We start from the raw sequence: 21,166 nt of genomic DNA, 5'->3' as shown, positions 1-21,166 counted from the left end.
TTTGATTGCGTATGAACGCACTCGGAAACTCGCTCCAGAAACGCAAAAAGCCGACCCTGAGGTCGGCTTTGTGTTTTCGCCAATGCTGATTGCAAAAATGATCAGCGGCCGGACTTGCGGCGCTGGCCGAGGCCCATTTCCTTTGCCAGACGCGAACGCGCTTCTGCATAGGCCGGAGCAACCATTGGATAATCCACAGCAAGATCCCACTTTTCGCGGTATTCTTCCGGCGTGATGTTGTGATGCGTCGTCAGATGACGCTTGAGCGACTTGAAAGAACCGCCACATTCCAGGCAGATGATCTGATCATCCTGCACCGACTTGCGAACAGAAACCGCAGGCTTCTGCTTTTCGACGCTGACCGATGCCACTGCCGGGGCAGACGTGCCGTTCAGCGCGTTGTGGACGTCGGAAATCAGGCTTGGAAGTTCCGCAACCGGAACGACGTGGTGGCTAACATATGCGGCAACAATGTCCGCAGTCAGCTCAACGAGCAGATTCTGCGCTCCGCCATATGTAGTTTCCGTCATTTAATGTCTCCTGTTCATGTCACGCGTAGCGACGGGCAAAGCCACATGCGCCAGTAAAGCAAAGTAGGCCAGCGAAACTGCACTTGTGTCTGTGACACGAAGCCAGCCCCGAGCCTCATGCAGAAAAGATGGAATATACTGACGCGATTTACGTCATCCGTGACTGTATTTCCGGCAAATCGCCCAGCAAGACTTTCCAGTCCAATGTAGGCAACGGGGGAACGCCAATAACGAAAAGCAAATCAACATCAGCAACTTTGCGTACCGTGGATAGCACCAAACCAAAAAAAGTCCAGATATTATTTTGGAACAACTCAGGCAAGTTTCACAGAAACTCATATATAAAAAATAACGGGTAACAAAATTTTTCAGTAGAAGAAAAGCATACAAGTTTAGGGCGAAGATGTTTTTCTAGTTGGACTTTCGATCTGCTTCCAGGTCGTCTTTGACAGCGTGAAAAGACAATTTATATCCAGCGAGATGCGCGGATTTAGCAAGCAAATGTGCCGATATTGGAGCAGTCAAAACAACAAACAGGAAGCCGACGAAAGCGCATCCAAATACCGCAAGCTCTTGGGAATAAAGGCCAACTGCCAAAAGAAGCAGACCGGAGCCTACGGTGCCTGCTTTTGAGGCAGCGTGCATGCGAGTATAGAAATCCGGAAGGCGGTTAAGGCCGATCGCGGCGGTGAGCGAAAACAGGGCACCGCCAATACACAGCACAGCTACAACTAAAGCGATTACCCAATTCATCTCGTCTTGCCTTTCGTCATTTTTTTTCGACTTTTGACCGACCGCTTTTGGACTTTACCCGTTACATTTCGCAGTGCCGGAGGCGCTGCAAGAACGTCCGTGCCGTCGAGAATTTGTCTTTTCCTCAGCCCATTTTCAGGTTGGCGCGACAAAATGAAGCGTGCAAAAGCCACTGTCGCCAGAAAACCGACCAGGCAAAGTGCGACCGCGATGTCGACATAAAGGTTGAAGCCGGTGCGAATCGCGATGACTGCAATGAAACCGATGGCGATTCCCACCAGCATATCGAGAGCGACAACGCGATCCGGCAGTGTCGGGCCAATAGTCACCCTGTACACGGTGAGCAAGAAAGCGACGCACAGTATCAGGAGAGCCGCAAAAGAAGCGTAGGAGACGAGGAGTTCCGGCGTCATCTCGTAAAGGCCTCCATGATCTTGCGCTCGAACCCGTCGGCAATCGACCTTCTCGTCGCCTCAACATCGCTGCAGTCGAGCGCGTGGACATAGAGCACCTTGCGATCCCCACTCACATCAACCGACAGCGTCCCGGGCGTTAAGGTAATGAGATTAGCCAGAAGAGCGATTTCGAAATCACCCTGAACGGCGAGCGGATAGGCAAAGATGCCGGGCTTCAATTCCATCCTTGGCTGAACGACCAGCTTCGCGACGGTCCATGCGGACAGCGCCAGTTCTTTGATGAACAGCACGATCAGCCCCAGAAGCGGAATGAGATGGACCCGTCTGCTATCGCTCCTGACCAACTGATGGCGGACAAGGCCGAGCGACAGGGCCGCAATGACAGCGCCAAGAAGCATATTGGGAAGCGTGTAGCTGCCCGAAATCGCAAGCCAGATGATGACAAAAAGCGCGCCTGTGAGAAAGAGATTCATCGAAGCGCCCCTTCCGGAAAGACAGAGCGGATATAGGCGGATGGATCGCCAATTGTCGCAGCGGCATCTTCGCTGAGTTTCATCAGGGGTTCCGGGAAAAGCCCGACGGCGATGATCAGCCCCGTCAGAACTGCGACGGGCATCAGGGACGGCCCTTTCATATCCGCGACGGCACCTGGCGCGTTGCCTGTTGATGGTCTCCAGAAACAGAGAAGAAACGCCCTTGCCAAGGCGATGGTGGAGATGAAGCCTGCGACGAGAATGGCGGCAGCAAGCCACCATGCACCGATATCGATGGCGGATTTCGTCAGCATGGCTTTTGGCCAGAAACCGGAAAAGGGCGGCAAGCCCGCACCGGCGAAGAAGAGTACCAGCACCATGGCCGAGAACCAGGGGGCCCTGGCGTAAAGCCCGCCGAGGCCGGACAGTGTCCAGGCACCGCCAAGCCGCGCGGTGTGGCCGATAGCGAGGTAGAGCGCGGTCATCAGCACGATCGAGTTCAGCGCATAGAACACCACGCCGCTGAGTGCCGCCTGAGTGCCGATCGCAATACCCGCCATCATGTAGCCGATGCCGGAAATGACAATGTAGCCGAGCACGCGACGCAGATCGTTCTGGGCAAGAGCGCCCATGGCGCCGAGGATCATCGTCAAGGCAGCTGAGATGGCAATGACAAAACTCAGCTCCTCCCGCTGGACCGGAAACAGCATGACCATGACACGCAACAGGGCATAGATGCCGACCTTCGTCAGCAGGCCGCCAAAGAGTGCGGAAACCACAATTTTCGGCGTGTGGTAGGACGCGGGTAGCCAAAAATTGACCGGAAAGGCAGCCGCCTTCATGGCGAAGGCCAGCGTGAACAACGAAGCCAGAGTGATCAGCGGCGCGGTCTCGCCGACTGCTGTGGACTTCATGGCGATGTCGGCCATGTTGAGCGTGCCGAAGATGGCATAGAGATAACCAACCGCGATCAGGAACAGCGTCGTGCCGATAAGATTGAGGATGGCATATTTGAGCGCACCATCGATCTGTTCGCGCGTGGAGCCAAGCACGATGAGGCCGAAGGAGGAGACGAGCAGCACCTCAAACCAGACATAGAGGTTGAAGATGTCGCCGGTGAGAAAGGCTCCGGTAACACCCGCCATCAACAGCATCAGGAATGGGTAGAAGCCGTACCGCCTCCCCGATTCTTCAATATCGCGCGCCGCGTGAATGGCGCAAACCAGCGCCACGATCCCTCCGGCCAACGCGAACAATGCTCCCGTCAGATCCGCGGTAAAGGCGATGCCGAAGGGCGGGAGCCAGCGCCCCATGACCATGGTGAAGGGGCCATTCAAAGCGACACGCCAGGCCAGTGCGGCATCCAGCCCGACGAGGATGGCAAGTCCTGCAATTGCGATCGGTGCGTGGAGGCGGGTTTGGTGGCGGATCATCATCAGCACCGCACCAAGACCGATGCAAAGCGCGACTGGCAGCACGATCAGCCAATCGGCAAAAGTGGTCGGCTGCATGACGAGTGCAGCCGAGAGATCCACACTCGCTGTTGGGCCGGATGCGGTGAGAAGCAATTGTGCGGGCATTCAGTACCCCACCGGCGGAAGCGGTTCGGTTTGCGGTTCGGCTGCGCGCATCTCGTCCGTGTCGTCCGTCTTCAACTCCTGGAAGGCCCGCCAGACCAGCACCAGCAGGAAACAGAAGAAGCAGAAGGAGATGACGATCGCCGTCAGGATGAGCGCCTGTGGCAATGGATTGGCCGTATCCGGTGGCAATGCGTCAAGGCCAGCGGGAATGATGGGTGGCACCTCGCGATGCAGGCGCCCGGCAGTGAAGAGCAGAAGATTGACGGCGTTGCCGAGGATCGCGATGCCAAGCAGAAGGCGTACACTGTGACGCGACAGCATGAGATAGATCGCGGTCGAGAAGAAGATGCCGACGAGGATAGAGAATATCGCTTCCATCAGTCGCGATCCTTTTCTTCCAGCGCAAGTGCGATGGAGGTGAAGCCGCCGACCACGACGAGGTAGACGCCGATATCGAAGGAGATGACGGTCGCGAGCGGCACTTCGACACCGAAGAGGCTCGGATAGATCCAAAGGCCGGTCATAAAGGGAACGTCGACGACGAGGGATATCATACCGGAAAGTGTTGCGATCAGCAGGCCAAAACCGGCAATCGACAGCGGATGGAAGATGATCGCGCGCCGCACGGTTTCGACGCCAAAGGCAATACCGTAGATCGCCAGTGCCGAGACTGCGATCAATCCGCCGATGAAGCCACCGCCTGGCGCGTTATGGCCGCGAAGCAGAACGAAGATGGAAAATAGCGTCATCAGGCTGGTGATCACGGGCGCTGCGGTTCTGAAGATCAGCGTGTTCATGCCCTGCCCTTCCCGGCGCGTTCATACTCATCATCCGGATTGTTGTCGCGAGGGCGCAACGGCGCTCCCGGACGAATACGGATCAGCGCCAGAACGGCAAGTGCGGTGATCATCACCACTGCGATTTCGCCGAGGGTATCTGTTCCGCGAAAGTCGACGATGATGATGTTCACGACATTGTTTCCATGCGCGATGATCTTGGAATAGGCGTTGAAGAAAGCCGTCAGGCTGTTGTCGAAGCTCTGCTCGGTGGATTTCAACAGCATCAGAGCAAAACCCGTGCCGCATGCAATCGCGATCGTTCCATCGAGAAGCTTCTGGCCAAGTCCACGGTGATCGGATGGCGATAGACGCAACCGCGTCATAACGAGCGTCAGGATCACCACCGACAGTGTCTCCACCATAAACTGGGTGAAGGAGAGGTCCGGAGCACCAAACAGCAAGAAAAGAACGGCAACTGCGAAGCCCTGGATGCCGAGCGCGATGATCGCCGTTAAACGGCTGGCTGCCATCAGCACCGCAATGAGGCCTATCACGGCGATGGCGATGAAGGTCAGTTCATGGATTTGCGCATCCTGTGGCCATGTGGGCATTGCAGGCAGTTCGCCATAGACGAAAAGTGGTACCAGCAGTGCCACGGCGATCATGGCGCAGGTGGCAGTGATGTAAAATTCCAGTCGGCCGGGTTGAAGCACGCGGGTCAAGACGAAAGAGATGCGGACGAGCGCGGAGATGAAAGCGTCGAACCCCTTGTCCGGTCCAGGGCCGATGGCCCGCAGGGTGCGATCCATCAGAGAGCGTGCCGTGCCCAGCATCGTGAAGATCATGATCCCAAGGCCGATGGTGAAGAGTGACAGCGCCAGCGGGATACCGATATGCGGCACCAGCGATATGTCCACCATGCGTGGCTCGTCGGCGATGGCCGTTGCCATCGGCGTGGAGACGGCAGAGTGAAACGAACTGGAAAACACCGCCGCGAGAAGTCCGGAGAGGGCCAACACAGCCGGTCCGAGCCACAGAAGGACCGGCGCCTCGTGTGCCATCTTCGGTGTCCGCGGCGTGATGCCGATAAAGGGTTTGAGGCCGACCGCAAGAGCGATCGCCAACATCAGAGCATTGCCGATGACCGCTACGCCGGTGAAGAGGATGGCCCGCGGATTGGCATGCGCCAAGGCATAATAGATTTCCTCCTTTGCCAGAAAGCCCAAGAAGGGTGGCAGTCCGGCCATGGAGAGCGCTGCGGCAAGAGCCGCGACAAAGGTGATCGGCATCGCCTTTCGCAAGCCGCCAAGTTGGCGCACATCCCGGGTTCCGGTCTCGTGATCGATGATGCCAGCGACCATGAAGAGCGCACCCTTGAACAAAGAATGCGCCACGAGGTAAAGCACCGCCGCTTCGAGGGCATGCTCCGATCCAAAACCGATCAGCATGACCAGAAGGCCAAGCGAGGATACCGTCGTATAGGCGAGCATCAGCTTGAGGTCGGTCTGGCGGATGGCCATCAGCGCACCGATCAGCATTGTCAGCCCACCGAAGAAGGGCAGCAGAATTTGCCAGGCCGCCGTGTCGCCGAGAACAGGATTGAGCCGCATCAGGAGATAGACACCCGCCTTCACCATGGTGGCGGAATGCAGATAGGCCGACACCGGTGTCGGCGCTTCCATGGCGTTGGGGAGCCAGAAGTGAAAGGGAAACTGCGCGGATTTCGTGAAGGCGCCGCCGAGGACCAATAGCAGTGCCGCAAAGTAGAACGGGCTTTGGCGCAGGACATCGCCGCCATGAACGAGCAGCGAAAGCTGGGTCGTGCCGCTCATGTTCCAGATGAAGATGAGGCCCGCCAGAAGCGCCAGGCCACCACCACCGGTAACGACGAGCGCCTGAAGTGCCGCCCGGCGTGACGCTTCTCTCTCATGATCGAAGCCCATCAGCAGGAAAGAGGTGATAGAGGTCAGTTCCCAATAGACGAACAGCATCATCAGGCTGTCGGAGACGACGATGCCAAGCATCGCTCCCATGAAGAGAAAGAGAAAGGCAAGGAAGCGCCCCTGCTGCGGATGCCCGGCCATGTAGCCGCCAGCATAGAGCACGATCAAAGTGCCGATGCCGGTGATCAGCAGCGCAAAGGTCAGGGACAGACCGTCGATGAACCAGGAGAAACTGAGATTGAAGCTCGGCACCCAGACGTAACCACCGGTCACCACCTCGCCTGCCGCGATCTCAGGAAGGAAGCCTAAGAAATGGACAAAGGCAAATGCGGGAATGAGCGCCAGCAGCCAGGCGGCCTTGACGCCAAGTTTTCCAACCAGCGGGGGCGCGAGCAGCGCCGCCAGGAATGGCGAAAAAAGTGCGATGAATGTCAGCGACGTGACACCGAATGCCATCTGGCCTCCCCTTAAGAGCCAAAAGCTGACTCTCTATCAGAACAGACTGAATTATGGGAAAGGTCGAGACCTCTCAAGCCGTTGAGTAGCGAAAACGACAGACTACACGCCGATTTGTCCCTCTTTTAATAGCAAAGCAGCATCCCTATATCTTCGGCAACAGAAAGGGGCCTCTGATGAGCGATCTCAAATCTCCGAAAATTACCAAGACCGATGCCGAATGGCGCGAACAACTCACGCCGGAACAGTATCGAATCCTGCGCGAACACGGCACCGAACGCGCCTTTACTGGCCCCTATTGGAACAGCACTGAAAAAGGCCTGTACCGTTGCGCTGCCTGTGACGAAGCGCTGTTCATCTCCGACACCAAGTTCGATGCCGGTTGCGGTTGGCCAAGCTATTTCGAGCCCGTCAAGCCGGATGCGGTCACAGAGCATCGCGATATCAGCCATGGCATGGTGCGCACGGAAATCCGCTGCGCCAACTGCGGCGGTCACCTGGGCCACGTCTTCCCTGACGGCCCACCACCGACCGGCCTGCGTTATTGCATCAACGGCCACTCCATGGTGTTCGAGCCACAAGCGTAAGAATGATTGTGAGGGCCGGCGTGCGAGCGCCGGCCTTTTACTTTTTCTCGGGAATGTCCAGCCTTCAGGCAAACAGGAATCCCTTCAAAAAAGGCGCACTTCTGTCGCCGATGCTCCTCCGGGGCGCACCGTCGCTTTAATCAAAACCATTTGGACGACGTCTCCCAACGAAAGTTGCCGAGCTCTCGCGTTCAATCCGCGAGACGTATTCGCCTCGGCATCCTGCTCTTCCCGTATTCAAGCACTCCCAGCTCCGTTCGCCACGCTCCTGGATCGGACCTTCTGTCTCCGTTCAAATGCACACCTCTTCGGTCAATCAAATTTTATAGATAATTTTGCATTTTCAGCCATTTCTTAGCGCCTTGACTCTTTCGAGACTCTCATTAAGCTAAATTCCATCGATTAATTATCTATAATTTGAGAGTGCCATGATCAGAACTGATATATCTTCCTCCCTTCCCGCAACACGCAGCTTGCCTCGCCAAGCTCTTATGATCGTCGCGGGCGTGGCGCTAATGACGCTCGCGGCGAAGACGCAGGTTCCCTTTTGGCCGGTGCCGATTACCCTTCATACTCTGGCGGTGATGGGCTTTGCCGTTGCATTTGGGCCTCGCATGGCCTGCGCGATCTTCATCGCCTATCTGGCAACGGGTGCTGTAGGACTGCCGGTCTTCTCAGGCTCCCCCGAACGCGGTATCGGCCTTGCCTATATGATCGGGCCGACCGGCGGATATCTTGCCGGCTTCCTCGTGGCATCCTTGCTGACGGGATGGCTTGCCCAGAACGGGACATTATTGCGGCGTGTGTTTGCCATGCTGGCGGGACTTGTCGTGGTCTATGCCTTCGGCATGGCATGGCTGCTGGCCTTCGTTCCTGCCGCAAAGGTGCTATCCGTCGGCGTTGCGCCATTCATCCTTGGCGACCTCGTCAAGATCGGCGTTGTCGCGGCTGCTTCTATGCTTCTTCCCAAGGTCAAGGGATTGGAGAAAGCCGCCAATGACTGAGGGCGCGAAACAGGACGGCGTCATCCGGCACGACTGGAGCGTCGACGAGATTGCCGTGCTCTATCGGCTTCCGCTTCTGGAACTCGTGGGCCGCGCCAATGGGGTTCACCGGCAGTATCACGACCCGAACCGGGTGCAGAAGGCGAGCCTCCTGTCGATCAAGACGGGTGGCTGTCCGGAAAACTGCGCCTACTGCCCGCAATCGGCCCATCATCGCGAGGTGGATCTGACCCGCGACCTGCTGATGGAGCCTCAAAAGGTGCTGGCGATGGCAGCAACGGCCAAAGCTGCGGGTGCGGAGCGCTTCTGTATGGGGGCTGCCTGGCGGCAGGTGCGTGACGGCAAGGAGTTCGATGCTGTCATCGAAATGGTGGAAGGCGTGCGCCGCCTCGACATGGAAGCCTGCGTCACGCTCGGCATGCTGAAACCGCACCAAGCCGAGCGCCTGGCCAAGGCGGGTTTGACCGCCTATAACCACAATCTCGATACCAGCCCGGAATTTTATAGCCGCATCATCACCACCCGAACCTATCAGGATCGCCTGGAGACGCTTTCCACCGTTCGCGCCACAGGCGTCGAACTGTGTAGCGGCGGGATTATCGGCATGGGCGAAGGCATTCGCGATCGCGCCGCGATGCTGCAGGTTCTGGCGGGCTTCGCACCTCACCCGGAAAGCGTGCCCATCAACGCGCTGGTCCCCGTCGAAGGCACGCCGCTTGCCAAGCGAGAACGCATCGATCCGCTGGAACTGGTGCGCATGGTGGCAACCGCGCGCCTCGTCATGCCGCAATCCACCGTGCGCCTGTCGGCCGGTCGCTCCAGCCTGACCCAAGAGGCACAAATCCTCTGCCTCATGGCGGGCGCCAACTCGATCTTCTATGGCGATACGCTGCTGACGACGCCGAATGCCGGCATTGGTGAGGATGCCGAATTGCTCGCCGCTATCGGGCCGGTCAGTGATGATGCGGAACGAGCATCCGCCGCTTAGCCAAAGCATTTGAGACGGGCAGCCCTTTTTGCTGCCCGTCTTCTTCAGGCGGTCATGAAGGCAAAACCTTCATCTGCCCAGCCGGTCATTCCACCGATCATGATCTTCACCTTGCGCCCGAGCCGGGCGAGGTTCAGAGCCGCCCGATCCGCGCCATTGCAATGCGGGCCGGCACAGTAGACGACGAAGAGCGTGTCCTGCGGCCATGCCCGCATGCGTTCTGCCGTCATATCCACATGGCGAAGATGGATGGCGCCCGGCAGGTGACGCTTTGCAAATACCGCCGGCGAACCGACGACATGCAGAAGGACGAAATCCTGTTCGCCCTTCTCCATGGATGCAAAGACATCCCAGCAATCGGTCTCGACCGAAAGCCGCTTCGAGAAATGGTCGATAACGATCTCAGCGGGAGCCGCTAGTATTTCAGTGACATAGCTCAAGGTTCGTCTCCTTCTTATCAAGCGTCCCCAAGTTTAGATCGTGTTTTTCCTCCTTGGCAGATGGCAGGATTGCCATATATCGTAAAGATCATGACAAACCATCCAACCACCAGCAGCAATCCGAACCGGCTCGTCGTGGCGCTTGCCTATGACGGGCTTTGCACCTTCGAATTCGGCGTTGCCGTCGAAGTCTTCGGTCTTGCTCGTCCCGAAATGGGAGGCGACTGGTATCGCTTTGCGGTGGCCGCGGTGGATGACGGAGAAATGCGCGCGACAGGTGGGGTGCGCTTTACGGCCGATGGCGGCTTGGAGCTTGTCGAACAGGCGGGCACTATCATTGTGCCAGGCTGGCGCGGAATGGATGCGCCCGTTCCGGACGCACTTTGCGCGGCGTTGCAGAGGGCTCATGCGAAGGGCGCGCGGCTGCTTTCCATCTGTTCCGGCGTCTTCGTTCTGGCGGCAAGCGGGTTGCTCGACGTTAAACGCGCGACCACCCATTGGCGTTACACCGAGGCACTGAAGGAGCGTTATCCGGCCATCACGGTTCTGCCGGATGTGCTCTATGTCGATGAAGGCACGGTGCTAACCTCCGCCGGAAGTGCGGCAGGCATCGATCTCTGCCTGCATCTGATCCGTCGTGACTTTGGTACGAAGGCTGCCAATATGGTGGCACGTCGCCTGGTGGTGCCGCCGCATCGTGACGGCGGACAGGCGCAGTTCATCGATAAGGCCGTGCCGGAGCTTCATGAAAAGGCAAGGCTTGGGCCACTGCTCGATGCGATGCAGGCCGATCTCAGCAAGAGTTTTACGGTTGCCCAACTCGCAGATATGGCAGGGATGAGTGCGCGGACTCTGCTGCGCCGCTTCGAGGCGGCAACAGGCACCACGCCGGCAAAGTGGCTTTTGCTGCAGCGACTTTCAAAGGCCAAGGATCTGCTGGAAACATCGGGGCTGACGATCGCGGCAATTGCCGAAAGCTGCGGGCTTGGCTCCACCGCCAATCTGCGTCACCACTTCCGCGAACAGTTTTCCACCACGCCTGCCGCCTATCGCGGCAGGTTCAGCTCCACAGCATCGGCCCGAAAATCGGACACGATTTTCGAAAAGCACGAGGCGTAGATTCAAAAAGGGAAAGCGTCCTTTGTGCGTCCGTTAGGACGCACGGCGCTTTAGCCGCTTATGAGGGCACCCTGAGTTCCATCGTGGTGAGGTCCAGCCATCTGCCGAATTTCTTGCCGACTTCCGAATATTGACCTGCAATGTGGAAGCCGAGCTTTTCGTGAAGACGAATGGAAGCGACGTTTTCGGACTCGATGGCCCCGATCAGCACATGCACGCCGCTGGCCTTGGCGTGTTCGATGAGTGACAGCATCAGCAGCCTGCCAATACCGTGGCCGCGTGCATCCTTATGCACATAGACCGAATGTTCGCGCGTGTGGCGGTAACCGTCAAATGCGCGCCAGTCGCCAAACGAGGCGTAACCTAGGACAGCGCCATCCTTGATCGCCACGATTACTGGAAAGCCGCGCTCCTTGCGCAGCTTGAACCATTCCTTGCGGTTATCGAGATCCACCAGGATTTCGTTCCAGATGGCGGTCGTGTTCTCAACGGCATCATTGTAAATTTCCATGATGCCGGCGAGGTCTTCGACGGTGGCGTCGCGCAGTTGAATGCTCATTCTCGATATCCGCTTCGTATCAATGTCTACCCCGACCATAGGGATCAAGGCAGAGTGTGTGAAGCGATTTTCGGAAGGCTTCAAGCGAATGACAGGATCAGGAGCCGATCACCGGCGTGAGGCTAAAGCTCGTCATCACCGCGGAGTAATGGACCGCAGCGGCCACCACCACGAAGCCATGCCAGATGGCATTCTGAAACCGCAGGCGTTCCCACACGTGGAAGATCACGCCCATTGAGTAGATCATGCCGCCAATGACGATCAGCCACATGGTGATCGGTGCCAGATGGTTCGACAGAGGCTCTGCCACCATTACCCCGCTCCATCCCATCCCGAGATAGAGCAAGATGGCCAGCCGGTCATATCGTCCGGGGTAGAAGCATTTAAGGAAAATACCGCCGAGAGCCGCCATCCAGATTCCGGCGAGCGTCAGCGCAATCAGAGGATCTTCGATGCCGCGCTGGAGAAACGGCGTGTAAGTGGCGGCAATCAAGATGAAAATTGCCGAATGATCGAGCCTGCGAAGCAGCCACTTCGCCCGCGAATGCGGCCAGATGTTGTAGGTGAAGGAAATCGAGAGACAGAGAATAAGCCCGAGCGCGTAGATCCAAGCCGCTGCAATTGCGCTGAGGCTGCCCCAAAGGGTCACGTAGAAAATGAGCGCAGTCGCCCCCACAAGGGCAAAGGCAATGCCGACGCCATGCACGATGCCATCGGCTACAATTTCATGAAGGTCATACCGGCGGCCAAAAGGCCAAAGCTCGCTCATTTCGTTTTCCCGTCCGTCGTCGCCACATCATGACGCCATTATGAGACGGGAACAAGACGACGGGCGGAGTCAGACTTCACTTTCCGTTCCTGCCTGTTGCAAAACCGGAGACGGGTTTAACGGTCCACCAGTACCGAGCACTTGGCATGACGCACCACGCGATCTGCGGTGGAGCCAATGAAATAGTTGGTGAAATCCGGTGTGTGCGAGGAGATGATGATGAGATCCACGCCCATCTCTTCCGCGAACGCCAGAATTTCACGGGCTGGAGCACCGCTTCGAATTTCCGTCAACGAAATATGCGGCGACTTCGCCTTCAGAACGGCGAGCTGGCTCTTTGCATCCTTCACCGCATTTTCGATGATGTCCATTGGCACATCGATTGCCAGATAGCCCGGCAGATCTTCCACCACATTCATCAGCACGATCTGGCCGCCTTGATCGAGAAGCGCCTCGGCCTTTTTCACCGCGCGCTCTGCCTTGTTGGCGTTGCTGAGATCGACAGGTACCAGGATTTTTCCGTACATTGCATGCTCCCTTGGTTTGGAAGCAATTCTGATGCTTCCTGCCTGTAATTATAGGCTCTCCAGGAAAGTTTCGCCATAACGGACGTCAAGTCCGAACGCGTTGCTGTCAACGATTATTAGACAGTTTATCGCCGAATGGTGAGCTTCTCGGAACGATCGACTGTCTCCATATTGAGGTCAACAACTTCGCGGCCTAGCGAACGAAATGGAGACGGTCCAATGGACACTAAAAAGCAGTTTGCCTTCACCCGCCACGGCTATGTGGGACAGGCGCATCTGGTGGTGAAAGATCTCGGTCAGGTCTCCCGCTTCTATCAGGACGTCATCGGCCTTTCGGTTATCGACAAGAGTGCCAGCGGTGAGATTCTTGGCGTCAATGATTTGCCGCTCTTGACGCTGACAACGTCCAACGAGGCCGCGAAAGCGCCAACCACCGCAGCCGGCCTTTTCCATACCGCCTTCCTCCTGCCAAGCCGCAATGCCTTGGCGGACTGGCTAGCGCATGTGGCGCATAACAATATCCGGCTTGAGGGTGCGTCGGATCACCTCGTCAGCGAGGCGATCTATCTGTCCGACCCGGAAGGAAACGGCATCGAGGTCTATCGCGACCGGCAACCGGACGAGTGGAACTACCAGCCCGACGGAACGGTGGAGATGGCAACGAAGAGGCTCGATCTCCAGGCACTTTATGAGAGCGCCGGCAAAACCCCATTCCGGCAGGCCGCCGAAGGCACTGCAATCGGCCATATTCATCTTCAGGTCGGCGCACTACCGCAAGCGGATGCGTTCTATCAGGATGTTCTCGGGTTGAAGATCATGGCACGTTATCCCGGAGCCAGCTTCTTCGGCTACGGTGCCTACCACCACCATGTGGCAGCCAATATCTGGAACAGCAGGGGCGCCGAAACGCGCAAAGAGAATATGACAGGACTGTCGGGCTACTCTTTGAAATTCAACGAAAAAGAGACCCTCGCCACGGCACTTGCCGCACTGGACCGATTGGAAATTCCGACCGAGCGTCAGAGCGACGGGATTGCCGTAAAAGATCCATGGGGCATCGGTTTGAAGCTGTCTGCATAACGCGTGGTCAGCGTGAAGCGGAGTCGAGAGATCGCGACACGCTCTGACCGCTTGAAAAGGGCGCAAATCACGTGCCCTTTCCTTATTTTAGCGGTTCTGGAACTGCGACCCGCACGGAGAGTTATAGCTCTCCATGAGGGGTCGGGAAAAAGATGAACAACCACGTTTTCAGCCGGAAGAAAAAAAAGAAAGCCGAAGCGCTTCCCATCGAGCAAAATCGCGATCCGGTTCTCAAAAGTGCGCTCGCCACGGCGCAGGACGATGCCCGCAGCCAGCAACCGCTTGGGCGTGAGGCGCTTGATGTGGCCGTCGCATGGTCGGTCGTCGGCCTCTTCATCATCGTTCTGATGAGCGTGATCCACGCGCTTTCTCTCGTCCTCATCCCCATCGTTATGGCGATCGTCGTCGGCATGATCCTCGGTGTCGCAGCGGAAAAGCTCGGCTCCTACGGCATTCCCGGTTTCGCTGTCGCCCTCATTCTGTCATCGGCGGTGGCGCTCGTTCTGTTTCTTGTCATCAACTCGTTGGTCGAGCCTCTATCGGCGCTTGCGAATGAAGGTCCGGCGCTGCTTGAACGGACGCTTGATCGCTTCCTGCCCTACCTGCAAGGCTGGCGATGGGTGAACATTTCCTCAGCGACATTCAACCTCGGCAACATTTCGATGGAATCGCTGATCTCGCGCAGTGGCGAGATCATATCGGTGGTGGGTGCCAACCTGACGCCCGCTATCGTGCAGGGTCTGATGTTCTTCGCGGCATTGCTGCTTTTTCTCTACAGTCGTCTGCGACTGCGTAAAGCCGTCATCATGGCCTTTCCGCAGCGCCATCAGCGGCTTAGAACCATCCGCACTATCGCCTCCATCGAAAACGTTCTGGGCTCCTACTTCGCCACCGCTTCGCTGCTCTATGCAGCACTTGGCGTTTCCATGGTGGTGATCGCGTTCCTTGGCGGTCTCGCCATGCCGTTCCTCTGGGGGCTGTTCGCGTTTCTCTCCAGCTTCGTCCCGTTTATCGGCATCACGGCGATGACGTTGGCGCTGGCGATCGCGGGCATCATCACGCATGACAACCTGTTTCTCGCGCTGCTTCCCTCCATCGTCTTCTTCACCATCCACTTGCTGATGGAAAACCTCGTCTTCCCGGCGGTCGTCGGCAAGAACATGGAGATCAACCCATTCCTCGTCTTCGTCGCCATCATCTTCTGGACATGGATGTGGGGCGCAGCAGGCGCGATGCTCGCACTGCCGCTGTCGCTCATCGGCATGACGATCGCGCGCGAACTCTTCCCATCGCGTCGGGTCGTACCAAACCTGCCAGACTGATCCGTTAGCCCACCTGGTCAGTTGGAAGGTGGATTGAAGGCCGGATCGTCCAGCCGCATGAAGGTGACTCCGCGCGCTTTCAGAGCCAGCAGACCTTTCACCACACCCTCGCCTGCCTCATGGGTTGGCTGATTGATGTGCGAGATCACCACATCGCCATCCTTCGCGCCAGCAATATGCTTTGCCGTCATCGCGCTTCCAAGAAGTGATCCGCCATCGCCATTGATGGAATAGCCGGCGACGCGCTCGCCGAGCTGATTGATCGTGGTCATGGAGGTGTTGGTATATTTTGCCGTGGCGCCGCGAAACCATTGCGGCTGCCTGCCGGTCGCAGCAAGAATGGCCTGCCTGCCGCCCTCGACCTCCTGAACGACGGCCTGCTCGGAACCGGCCGCTGCAATGCCATAGATCGACACCGGCTTGTCCACCGCTGGGATATGATTTTCGCCGTGGTTTTCCAGTTCGAAAAGATCCGGGTGGGCCATCAGGATCGCAAGGGCATCGCTATTGTGTTTCAGCCAGCGGGCCGTAACGAAGATGGTCGCCGGAATCTTTTCCTGCACCAGCGTGTTGAGAATACGAAAATCGGTCTTGCCCATGCAGGCATCCAGCGTGATGGCGACGCGCACCGGCGCACCCTTTGCCTGCGCTTTCGAAACAGGCATTTTGAGGCTCGGCTCCAGAAGCCCCGTTCCGGCAAAGGCTGGCATGGCAAGGGTCGCAAACAGGGCGGCAAGGGCAATAGGCTTCAACATATCAGACGGGCTTTCAATCAAATTTCACTTGGCAATGCGGCTCTCAAAACGCCGGAATTATGGCGTTGCTGCCGGCAGCGCGTCCAGTTCGGCGAGCTTCGCCAGCGCTTCCTCCACGCGTTGCGTATCGCTGACACCAAGCGGCATGATGGGCAGTGGCGGCTGGCGGTGGGTGAGCGAGAGGAGATTTGCAGCCGTGTAGATCACGCGGTAGCTGCCAAAGGTCTTGAAGAGCGCCCAGAGCGGTTCAAAGAACGACTGCAAGCGCTGCACCTCCGCCTTGTTGCCCGCCTTGGCAGCGGTGAAGAGACGCTGCGCCGGAACGGGCAGAAGCCCGGCAATGACGCTATACCAGCTATCCGCCCCCTGAAGCAACGCGTCGGCGCAGCCCCAGTCTCCACTATAGCCAATGGCAAAACCCTCTCCGAGGCGTGGACGTAGTCGTTCCAGTTCCGCCTTGAACTGCATGTCCGAAGGCAGCGGCATTTTCACCGAGAGGATATGGGGAATATAGGCAAGCCGCACCAGCAGCTCTTCACCAAAGGTGAAATGTGTGGTGGACGGGTTGTTATAGATACAGAGCGGCAGCGCCGTGGAGCCAGCGACCGCGGCGAAGTGATGATACGCCTCTTCCTGGGTCAGAGGTGTGTAGGAGACAGGTGCCAGCAAAAGCGCATCGGCGCCTGCCTTTTCGGCATCTTGCGCCAGTGCAAAAGCCTCATCCGTGCGCAGCGCCCCTGCCCCGACAATGAGTGTTCGTTTGCCTTTCAGGCATTCGACGGCCGCCTGAACGGCACGTAGGCGCTCTTCGCGGCTGAGATAAGCATAGCTGCCGGTACTGCCGAGAAGTCCGATGGAATCGACGCCTGCCGCATCCAGCCTCTCGATCAGGCGAGACAGCGCTTCCACATCGACGCGGCCATGCTCATCTGCTGGCGTCAGCGGAAATGCCGAAAGGCCATGAAACCTGCTGCTCATACGACGTCACCCCGAAATCCCTCTTCGAGAAGGATTACGGGGCAAATGACGGAACGACAATAACGATATGAAATCATTGAGATATGGTTGCAGATAAGCAACTACTATCCCGTGGGCTTTCTCAGGTTCCGCAAAAGGTTCTGAAGACCCTCTCATGGTTCATCGGCGCTTGCATGTAGACGGAGAATTCCGGCAGTTCTTCGAAAGGACGGGCGGTTGCCTTTATCATCTCGTGGAAAGGCGCAAAATCATTATCCTCGACGGCCGCGGCAATCACTTCCTCGATCCTGTGGTTTCGCGGAATGATGGCCGGGTTGACGGCGCGCATGGCGTCTGCACGCTCCTGGCCTGAACGGCTCTCCTGCGCCGCGCGGTTCCTCCAGCGCTCCAACCATTCGTCCGCAGCAGTGAGGTCGATGAACATGCCGCGGAACGGCTCGGCGTTATCGCTTGCGGCATCACAGAGCCTGCGAAAGGTCAGGGTGTAGTCCACTTCCGACCGCTGCATCAGCGCCAGGAGATCCTGCACCAACTGCTCGTCACCCTCTGCCTCAGTCTGAAGCCCGAGCTTGGTGCGCATGCCGGAAATCCAACGTTTCGGAAACGCCTTGCCGAAATCCGCCAGCACACCATTGGCCATATCGACGGCCTTGTCCTGATCCTCATCCAATAGTGGGATCAGGCATTCGGCAAGCCTTGCGATATTCCATTGGGCGATGCCGGGCTGGTTGTTATAGGCGTAACGGCCCTGGGCATCGATTGAGGAAAACACTTTGTTTGGATGGTACTCATCCATGAAGGCGCAGGGGCCGAAGTCGATGGTTTCACCGGATACGGCCATATTGTCGGTGTTCATCACACCATGGATGAAGCCCACCATCAGCCAGCGGCAGATCAGGTCGCATTGCCTCTCGGCAATGGCCTGCAGCATGGCGAGATAGGGCGTTTCCGATTGCCGGGCCTCGGGATAGTGCCGATCGATGACGTGGTCGGATAGCGCCTTCAAGGCTTCGGTATCTTCGCGCGCGGCGAAAAACTGGAAGGTGCCGACGCGGATGTGGCTTGCTGCAACGCGGGTGAAGACGCCGCCTGGCAGACCAATTTCGCGCTGAACGCGTTCACCTGTCGCCACCGCTGCCAGAGCACGGGTCGCGGGAATGCCGAGCGCGAACATTGCCTCAGAAACGATATATTCGCGAAGAACCGGTCCTAGCGCCGCACGGCCGTCTCCCCTGCGGGAGAAGCGCGTCGGACCAGAACCTTTCAATTGAATGTCACGCCGCCTGCCTTGGCGGTCGATCACCTCACCTAACAGAATGGCGCGGCCGTCCCCGAGCTGGGGCACGAAATTGCCGAACTGATGTCCGGCATAGGCCATCGCCAAAGGTTCGGCCCCCTGGGGTACGGCGTTGCCGGAGAAGATCGCCGCCAGCCGCTCGTCATCAATACCCTCTACATCAAGGCCAAGCTCTTCTGCCAAGGGCCGATTGAAGGCGATGAGCTGCGGTGCCTTGACCGGCGTAGGAAGAACGGCAGCGGTAAAGCGCTCCGGCAGGCGGGCATAGGAATTGTCGAAACGGATCACGGGCTTGCTCCCTTTTGCCCCTATATTGGGTCTGAAGCCCGGCTTTGCCAGTGTTCAAGATGATACCAAGATACGAACAGGTCAGCCTGCAGCCCCTGTCCGTCACTGGTGCGCCTCCATTTCGGGATGGCGGCGAGGCCTTACGGATTGGTCTTCATCACACGGGACTACTGCCCGGCCTTTTTGCCAGTGAACTTTAACCTGCCATTTTCATTCCTATTCTGAGCCTGGTTTGCAAAGAAAGGATAGTGGAATGAATGACATCGCTGCGCCAACCGAGAGCGAAAGCGCGATCCGCACCATTCACACCGATCTTCCCGTCAATGCCACATTCCATGTCTGGCTGAAGGCGAAGAAGCCGGATGTTGCAGGCGCTGTCTCGTTTTCAAACGCCAATGGGAAGTTCGGCGAAGTCTCCACCTCCAATCTGGAAGAGTACAGTTTTCGCATCTATCAGGTGTTTGGCGGCGGGCGCGTCGATATCGCCTATGACACGATGACGACGGCCGTCTCGGTGATCTACTGGTTCACCGCCTCCGACGTGCTGGAGACCGGCATTACCGTCGTCCACACCAAGCCGGACAATGCCCCACCGGATCTGCCGGACAGCTATCACTTCCGCCCACCCTTCGGCTGGATGAATGACCCAAACGGGTTTGGACGGTTCGAGGGACACCCGCATCTCTTCTACCAGCACTACTCTCATGGGCTACGCTGGAACACGATGCACTGGGGCCATGCGATCTCGTCGGATTATCTGCGCTGGCGACACCTGCCAATCTTCCTCTTCCCGTCCGAAGATCTCACGACGCGGCCGGACAAGCGCGGTGGTGCCTATTCCGGATCTACGATCCCGCTTGTGGAAGGAACCGGCATTCGCGTCTTTTTCACCGAACAGGTGCAGGACCGTGTGCCCGAGCAACAGATCCAGCTCACCGCCACCTCCTCCGATCTGATCATGGCGGGACAGGCGGAGGTTATCCTCGGCCACCGGCCTGATGGGCAAGGGCTGACGCCGGACTTTCGCGACCCTTATGTGGTGCGCGGCCCCGATGGCCTCTGGAAGATGCTGCTCGGCAGCCAGAGCGACAGCGGCGGCGTCATCCTGCTTTATGAAACGCAGGACCCGACAGCCGCTTCCGGCTGGACCTATGTGGGCAAGCTCTGGGTGGAGACCCGCTACAAGACCACAGCGATTGAGTGCCCCTGCCTGCTGCCGCTCGATGGACCGGCCAATGCCCGCTCCACACGCTGGGTCCTGACCTATGGCCTGATGCATTCGGAAGATCCCGCCACGGGACGGAAGAACCTGACGATGGCTGATGTCGGCTGGTTCGACGGCAAGAAGTTCGTCAAGGAATTCGGCCAGGAGCTCGATTTCGGCACCGACAATTATGCCTTCCAGGCGTTTCTCGACGGTGACAGCATCGTCGGCATTGGCTGGTTGGCGAATTGGGCGGATGCGACACCCGAGATCGACTTCCCGACCTCCATGACCCTGCCGCGGCGGCTGCATTTTTCCAACGGCGCACTTCTCACACCGCCGATCGGGGCGGCGGAAAGCCTGCGGCATCGCATTCTGGACCGCACGAGACTGGCGGCTGGCGACCGGGTCGATCTCTCCACGGGTGCGGTGGAGTTGCTGTTCGAACTCAACAAGCCTGGCCTGCCCTTCGATCTGGAATTCGACCATCCAGATGTGAGGCTCGGTGTCGTCTGCGACGAAACCGGTCTGTGGATTCGCCACGAGGACGGTCGAGACGGTGCATCGCCGCGTTATGTCTCCGAAGGGGCACGCCCCTATCGCCTGCGCATCTTTATCGATTACGGATCGATCGAGGTATTTGCCGACCGGGGACGCTACGTCGGCACCAAGCGTATCGCCAGCTTCAAGCCGGTGCGCGCAGCCCACCTGAAAACTCTTGAGGGGGCCGTCGCGCATGCGACAATCTGGAGTCTCAAACAGTAAATATAGGAACCTTTGCTGCTTTTGCGCCTTTCCTGAATGACGAGATTTTCAAAAAGGGCGATCAGATGACACAGATTAGAGAAACAGATCCGGTCCATTTTCCTACGCAGGCGAATGAGAACAAAGGCGAAAAACGCAAGGCTGGCAAAGGCATCGTGCTGGTGATCGCAGGCATCGGCATCCTGGCCTTTGTCATCTACATGGCGGCGATCCTGATTGCCTCGACCCAATCCTAAATCAAGCCCCATATCGAAGAGGAAAACCCATGGACCCGCGCGAACCACTTCTGGAAAGTGAAGACGCACTCGATCAGGCAGTTTCAGACCTGGATGTAGAAGAACTCCCGGCGAAGGGCGAAATCCCGCAGGAGCTGGAGCACGAAATCGAGGAAGATGAACTCGAGACGGAAGACGACCCTTACCAGGAGAGCGACGAGGCTCTCCCGGACGATGAGGAGGAGCGCGTCATTGACCGCAATCCATCGCGCGAAGGCGGCGCTTTCGACGAGGTTTGACGCGAAGCCGTTGTAGCCAACTTCGTGCCGGAGCGAGCTG

24 protein-coding genes are annotated in these 21,166 nt (G+C 57.9%); 9 read left to right on the top strand and 15 right to left on the bottom strand.

From position 1 onward, the window contains the following. Positions 1-101 precede the first annotated feature (101 nt). The 8 genes from ACTJKV_RS03965 to ACTJKV_RS03930 form a co-directional block, all read right to left on the bottom strand. Positions 102-530 carry a MucR family transcriptional regulator gene (locus ACTJKV_RS03965; RefSeq protein WP_062425746.1) on the bottom strand — a complete coding sequence of 143 codons (429 nt, stop codon included), beginning with the start codon at positions 528-530 and terminating at the stop codon, positions 102-104. Positions 531-941: 411 nt separating this feature from the next. After that, a complete protein-coding gene (gene mnhG, locus ACTJKV_RS03960) occupies positions 942-1,283 on the bottom strand; it encodes a monovalent cation/H(+) antiporter subunit G (protein WP_112952269.1) in 342 nt (113 codons plus the stop codon). Further along, complete coding sequence (locus ACTJKV_RS03955; RefSeq protein WP_274103843.1) at positions 1,280-1,696, bottom strand: cation:proton antiporter; 417 nt, start codon at positions 1,694-1,696, stop codon at positions 1,280-1,282. Before ACTJKV_RS03955 ends, mnhG begins: the two co-directional genes overlap by 4 nt. Beyond that, positions 1,693-2,172 (bottom strand): Na+/H+ antiporter subunit E, encoded by a 480-nt coding sequence (locus ACTJKV_RS03950; RefSeq protein WP_274103844.1) that lies wholly within the window; start codon positions 2,170-2,172, stop codon positions 1,693-1,695. Before ACTJKV_RS03950 ends, ACTJKV_RS03955 begins: the two co-directional genes overlap by 4 nt. Then, on the bottom strand, positions 2,169-3,752 hold the full coding sequence (locus tag ACTJKV_RS03945; protein ID WP_274103845.1) for a Na+/H+ antiporter subunit D: 1,584 nt from the start codon (positions 3,750-3,752) through the stop codon (positions 2,169-2,171). Before ACTJKV_RS03945 ends, ACTJKV_RS03950 begins: the two co-directional genes overlap by 4 nt. After that, complete coding sequence (locus ACTJKV_RS03940) at positions 3,753-4,130, bottom strand: Na+/H+ antiporter subunit C (protein ID WP_112359495.1); 378 nt, start codon at positions 4,128-4,130, stop codon at positions 3,753-3,755. It abuts the gene before it with no gap. Continuing rightward, a complete protein-coding gene (locus tag ACTJKV_RS03935) occupies positions 4,130-4,549 on the bottom strand; it encodes a Na(+)/H(+) antiporter subunit B (protein WP_062425752.1) in 420 nt (139 codons plus the stop codon). Before ACTJKV_RS03935 ends, ACTJKV_RS03940 begins: the two co-directional genes overlap by 1 nt. Next, positions 4,546-6,930 (bottom strand): putative monovalent cation/H+ antiporter subunit A, encoded by a 2,385-nt coding sequence (locus ACTJKV_RS03930; protein WP_440598469.1) that lies wholly within the window; start codon positions 6,928-6,930, stop codon positions 4,546-4,548. Before ACTJKV_RS03930 ends, ACTJKV_RS03935 begins: the two co-directional genes overlap by 4 nt. Before the next feature lie 176 nt (positions 6,931-7,106). Between ACTJKV_RS03930 and msrB the strand changes: the two genes are divergently transcribed. From msrB to bioB, 3 genes are all read left to right on the top strand, one after another. Then, entirely contained in the window at positions 7,107-7,517 is a 411-nt protein-coding gene (gene msrB / locus ACTJKV_RS03925) for a peptide-methionine (R)-S-oxide reductase MsrB (protein WP_062425754.1), read from the top strand. 428 nt (positions 7,518-7,945) lie between these two features. Continuing rightward, complete coding sequence (locus tag ACTJKV_RS03920) at positions 7,946-8,521, top strand: biotin transporter BioY (protein ID WP_113179354.1); 576 nt, start codon at positions 7,946-7,948, stop codon at positions 8,519-8,521. After that, positions 8,514-9,509, top strand: coding sequence for a biotin synthase BioB (gene bioB / locus ACTJKV_RS03915; RefSeq protein ID WP_274103847.1), 996 nt, complete (start codon positions 8,514-8,516; stop codon positions 9,507-9,509). The genes ACTJKV_RS03920 and bioB overlap by 8 nt, the downstream gene beginning before the upstream one ends. A gap of 44 nt (positions 9,510-9,553) precedes the next feature. Here the strand turns inward: bioB and ACTJKV_RS03910 are convergent, their stop codons facing one another. After that, complete coding sequence (locus ACTJKV_RS03910) at positions 9,554-9,949, bottom strand: rhodanese-like domain-containing protein (protein WP_274103848.1); 396 nt, start codon at positions 9,947-9,949, stop codon at positions 9,554-9,556. A 90-nt stretch (positions 9,950-10,039) separates the two neighbouring features. On the opposite strand from ACTJKV_RS03910, the gene ftrA reads away from it, so the two are divergent. After that, a complete protein-coding gene (gene ftrA, locus ACTJKV_RS03905; RefSeq protein WP_274103849.1) occupies positions 10,040-11,068 on the top strand; it encodes a transcriptional regulator FtrA in 1,029 nt (342 codons plus the stop codon). Between the two features lie 58 nt (positions 11,069-11,126). On the opposite strand, the gene ACTJKV_RS03900 is transcribed toward ftrA, so the two are convergent. The 3 genes from ACTJKV_RS03900 to ACTJKV_RS03890 all read right to left on the bottom strand — a co-directional run bounded on the left by ACTJKV_RS03900 (position 11,127) and on the right by ACTJKV_RS03890 (position 12,923). Beyond that, positions 11,127-11,627 (bottom strand): GNAT family N-acetyltransferase, encoded by a 501-nt coding sequence (locus ACTJKV_RS03900; RefSeq protein ID WP_274103850.1) that lies wholly within the window; start codon positions 11,625-11,627, stop codon positions 11,127-11,129. A 97-nt stretch (positions 11,628-11,724) separates the two neighbouring features. Continuing rightward, positions 11,725-12,396, bottom strand: coding sequence for a PAQR family membrane homeostasis protein TrhA (trhA, locus tag ACTJKV_RS03895; RefSeq protein WP_062438134.1), 672 nt, complete (start codon positions 12,394-12,396; stop codon positions 11,725-11,727). Between the two features lie 116 nt (positions 12,397-12,512). Then, a complete protein-coding gene (locus tag ACTJKV_RS03890) occupies positions 12,513-12,923 on the bottom strand; it encodes a universal stress protein (RefSeq protein ID WP_112952257.1) in 411 nt (136 codons plus the stop codon). A gap of 219 nt (positions 12,924-13,142) precedes the next feature. On the opposite strand from ACTJKV_RS03890, the gene ACTJKV_RS03885 reads away from it, so the two are divergent. Beyond that, positions 13,143-14,003: a VOC family protein gene (locus ACTJKV_RS03885; protein ID WP_440598468.1), complete on the top strand. Its 861-nt coding sequence runs from the start codon at positions 13,143-13,145 to the stop codon at positions 14,001-14,003. Between the two features lie 152 nt (positions 14,004-14,155). Further along, positions 14,156-15,325 carry an AI-2E family transporter gene (locus tag ACTJKV_RS03880; protein ID WP_440598467.1) on the top strand — a complete coding sequence of 390 codons (1,170 nt, stop codon included), beginning with the start codon at positions 14,156-14,158 and terminating at the stop codon, positions 15,323-15,325. 17 nt (positions 15,326-15,342) lie between these two features. On the opposite strand, the gene ACTJKV_RS03875 is transcribed toward ACTJKV_RS03880, so the two are convergent. The 3 genes from ACTJKV_RS03875 to ACTJKV_RS03865 form a co-directional block, all read right to left on the bottom strand. After that, on the bottom strand, positions 15,343-16,080 hold the full coding sequence (locus tag ACTJKV_RS03875; protein WP_440598466.1) for a polysaccharide deacetylase family protein: 738 nt from the start codon (positions 16,078-16,080) through the stop codon (positions 15,343-15,345). A gap of 57 nt (positions 16,081-16,137) precedes the next feature. Further along, on the bottom strand, positions 16,138-17,058 hold the full coding sequence (locus ACTJKV_RS03870; protein WP_440598465.1) for a dihydrodipicolinate synthase family protein: 921 nt from the start codon (positions 17,056-17,058) through the stop codon (positions 16,138-16,140). Between the two features lie 121 nt (positions 17,059-17,179). After that, complete coding sequence (locus tag ACTJKV_RS03865) at positions 17,180-18,640, bottom strand: protein adenylyltransferase SelO (protein ID WP_440598484.1); 1,461 nt, start codon at positions 18,638-18,640, stop codon at positions 17,180-17,182. Between the two features lie 256 nt (positions 18,641-18,896). Here ACTJKV_RS03865 and ACTJKV_RS03860 point away from each other — a divergent pair, with 256 nt between their 5' ends. From ACTJKV_RS03860 to ACTJKV_RS03850, 3 genes are all read left to right on the top strand, one after another. Continuing rightward, on the top strand, positions 18,897-20,612 hold the full coding sequence (locus ACTJKV_RS03860) for a GH32 C-terminal domain-containing protein (protein ID WP_440598464.1): 1,716 nt from the start codon (positions 18,897-18,899) through the stop codon (positions 20,610-20,612). Between the two features lie 65 nt (positions 20,613-20,677). After that, entirely contained in the window at positions 20,678-20,848 is a 171-nt protein-coding gene (locus ACTJKV_RS03855) for a hypothetical protein (RefSeq protein WP_165456988.1), read from the top strand. Positions 20,849-20,877: 29 nt separating this feature from the next. Beyond that, on the top strand, positions 20,878-21,126 hold the full coding sequence (locus tag ACTJKV_RS03850; protein ID WP_062599547.1) for a hypothetical protein: 249 nt from the start codon (positions 20,878-20,880) through the stop codon (positions 21,124-21,126). Positions 21,127-21,166 lie beyond the last annotated feature (40 nt).

Origin of the sequence: Agrobacterium sp. 22117, assembly GCF_052045735.1 — a bacterium.
Classification (GTDB): domain Bacteria; phylum Pseudomonadota; class Alphaproteobacteria; order Rhizobiales; family Rhizobiaceae; genus Agrobacterium; species Agrobacterium cavarae.
The sequence above is the reverse complement of the archived record's forward strand: the minus strand, read 5'-3'. Positions and strand labels throughout refer to the sequence as shown.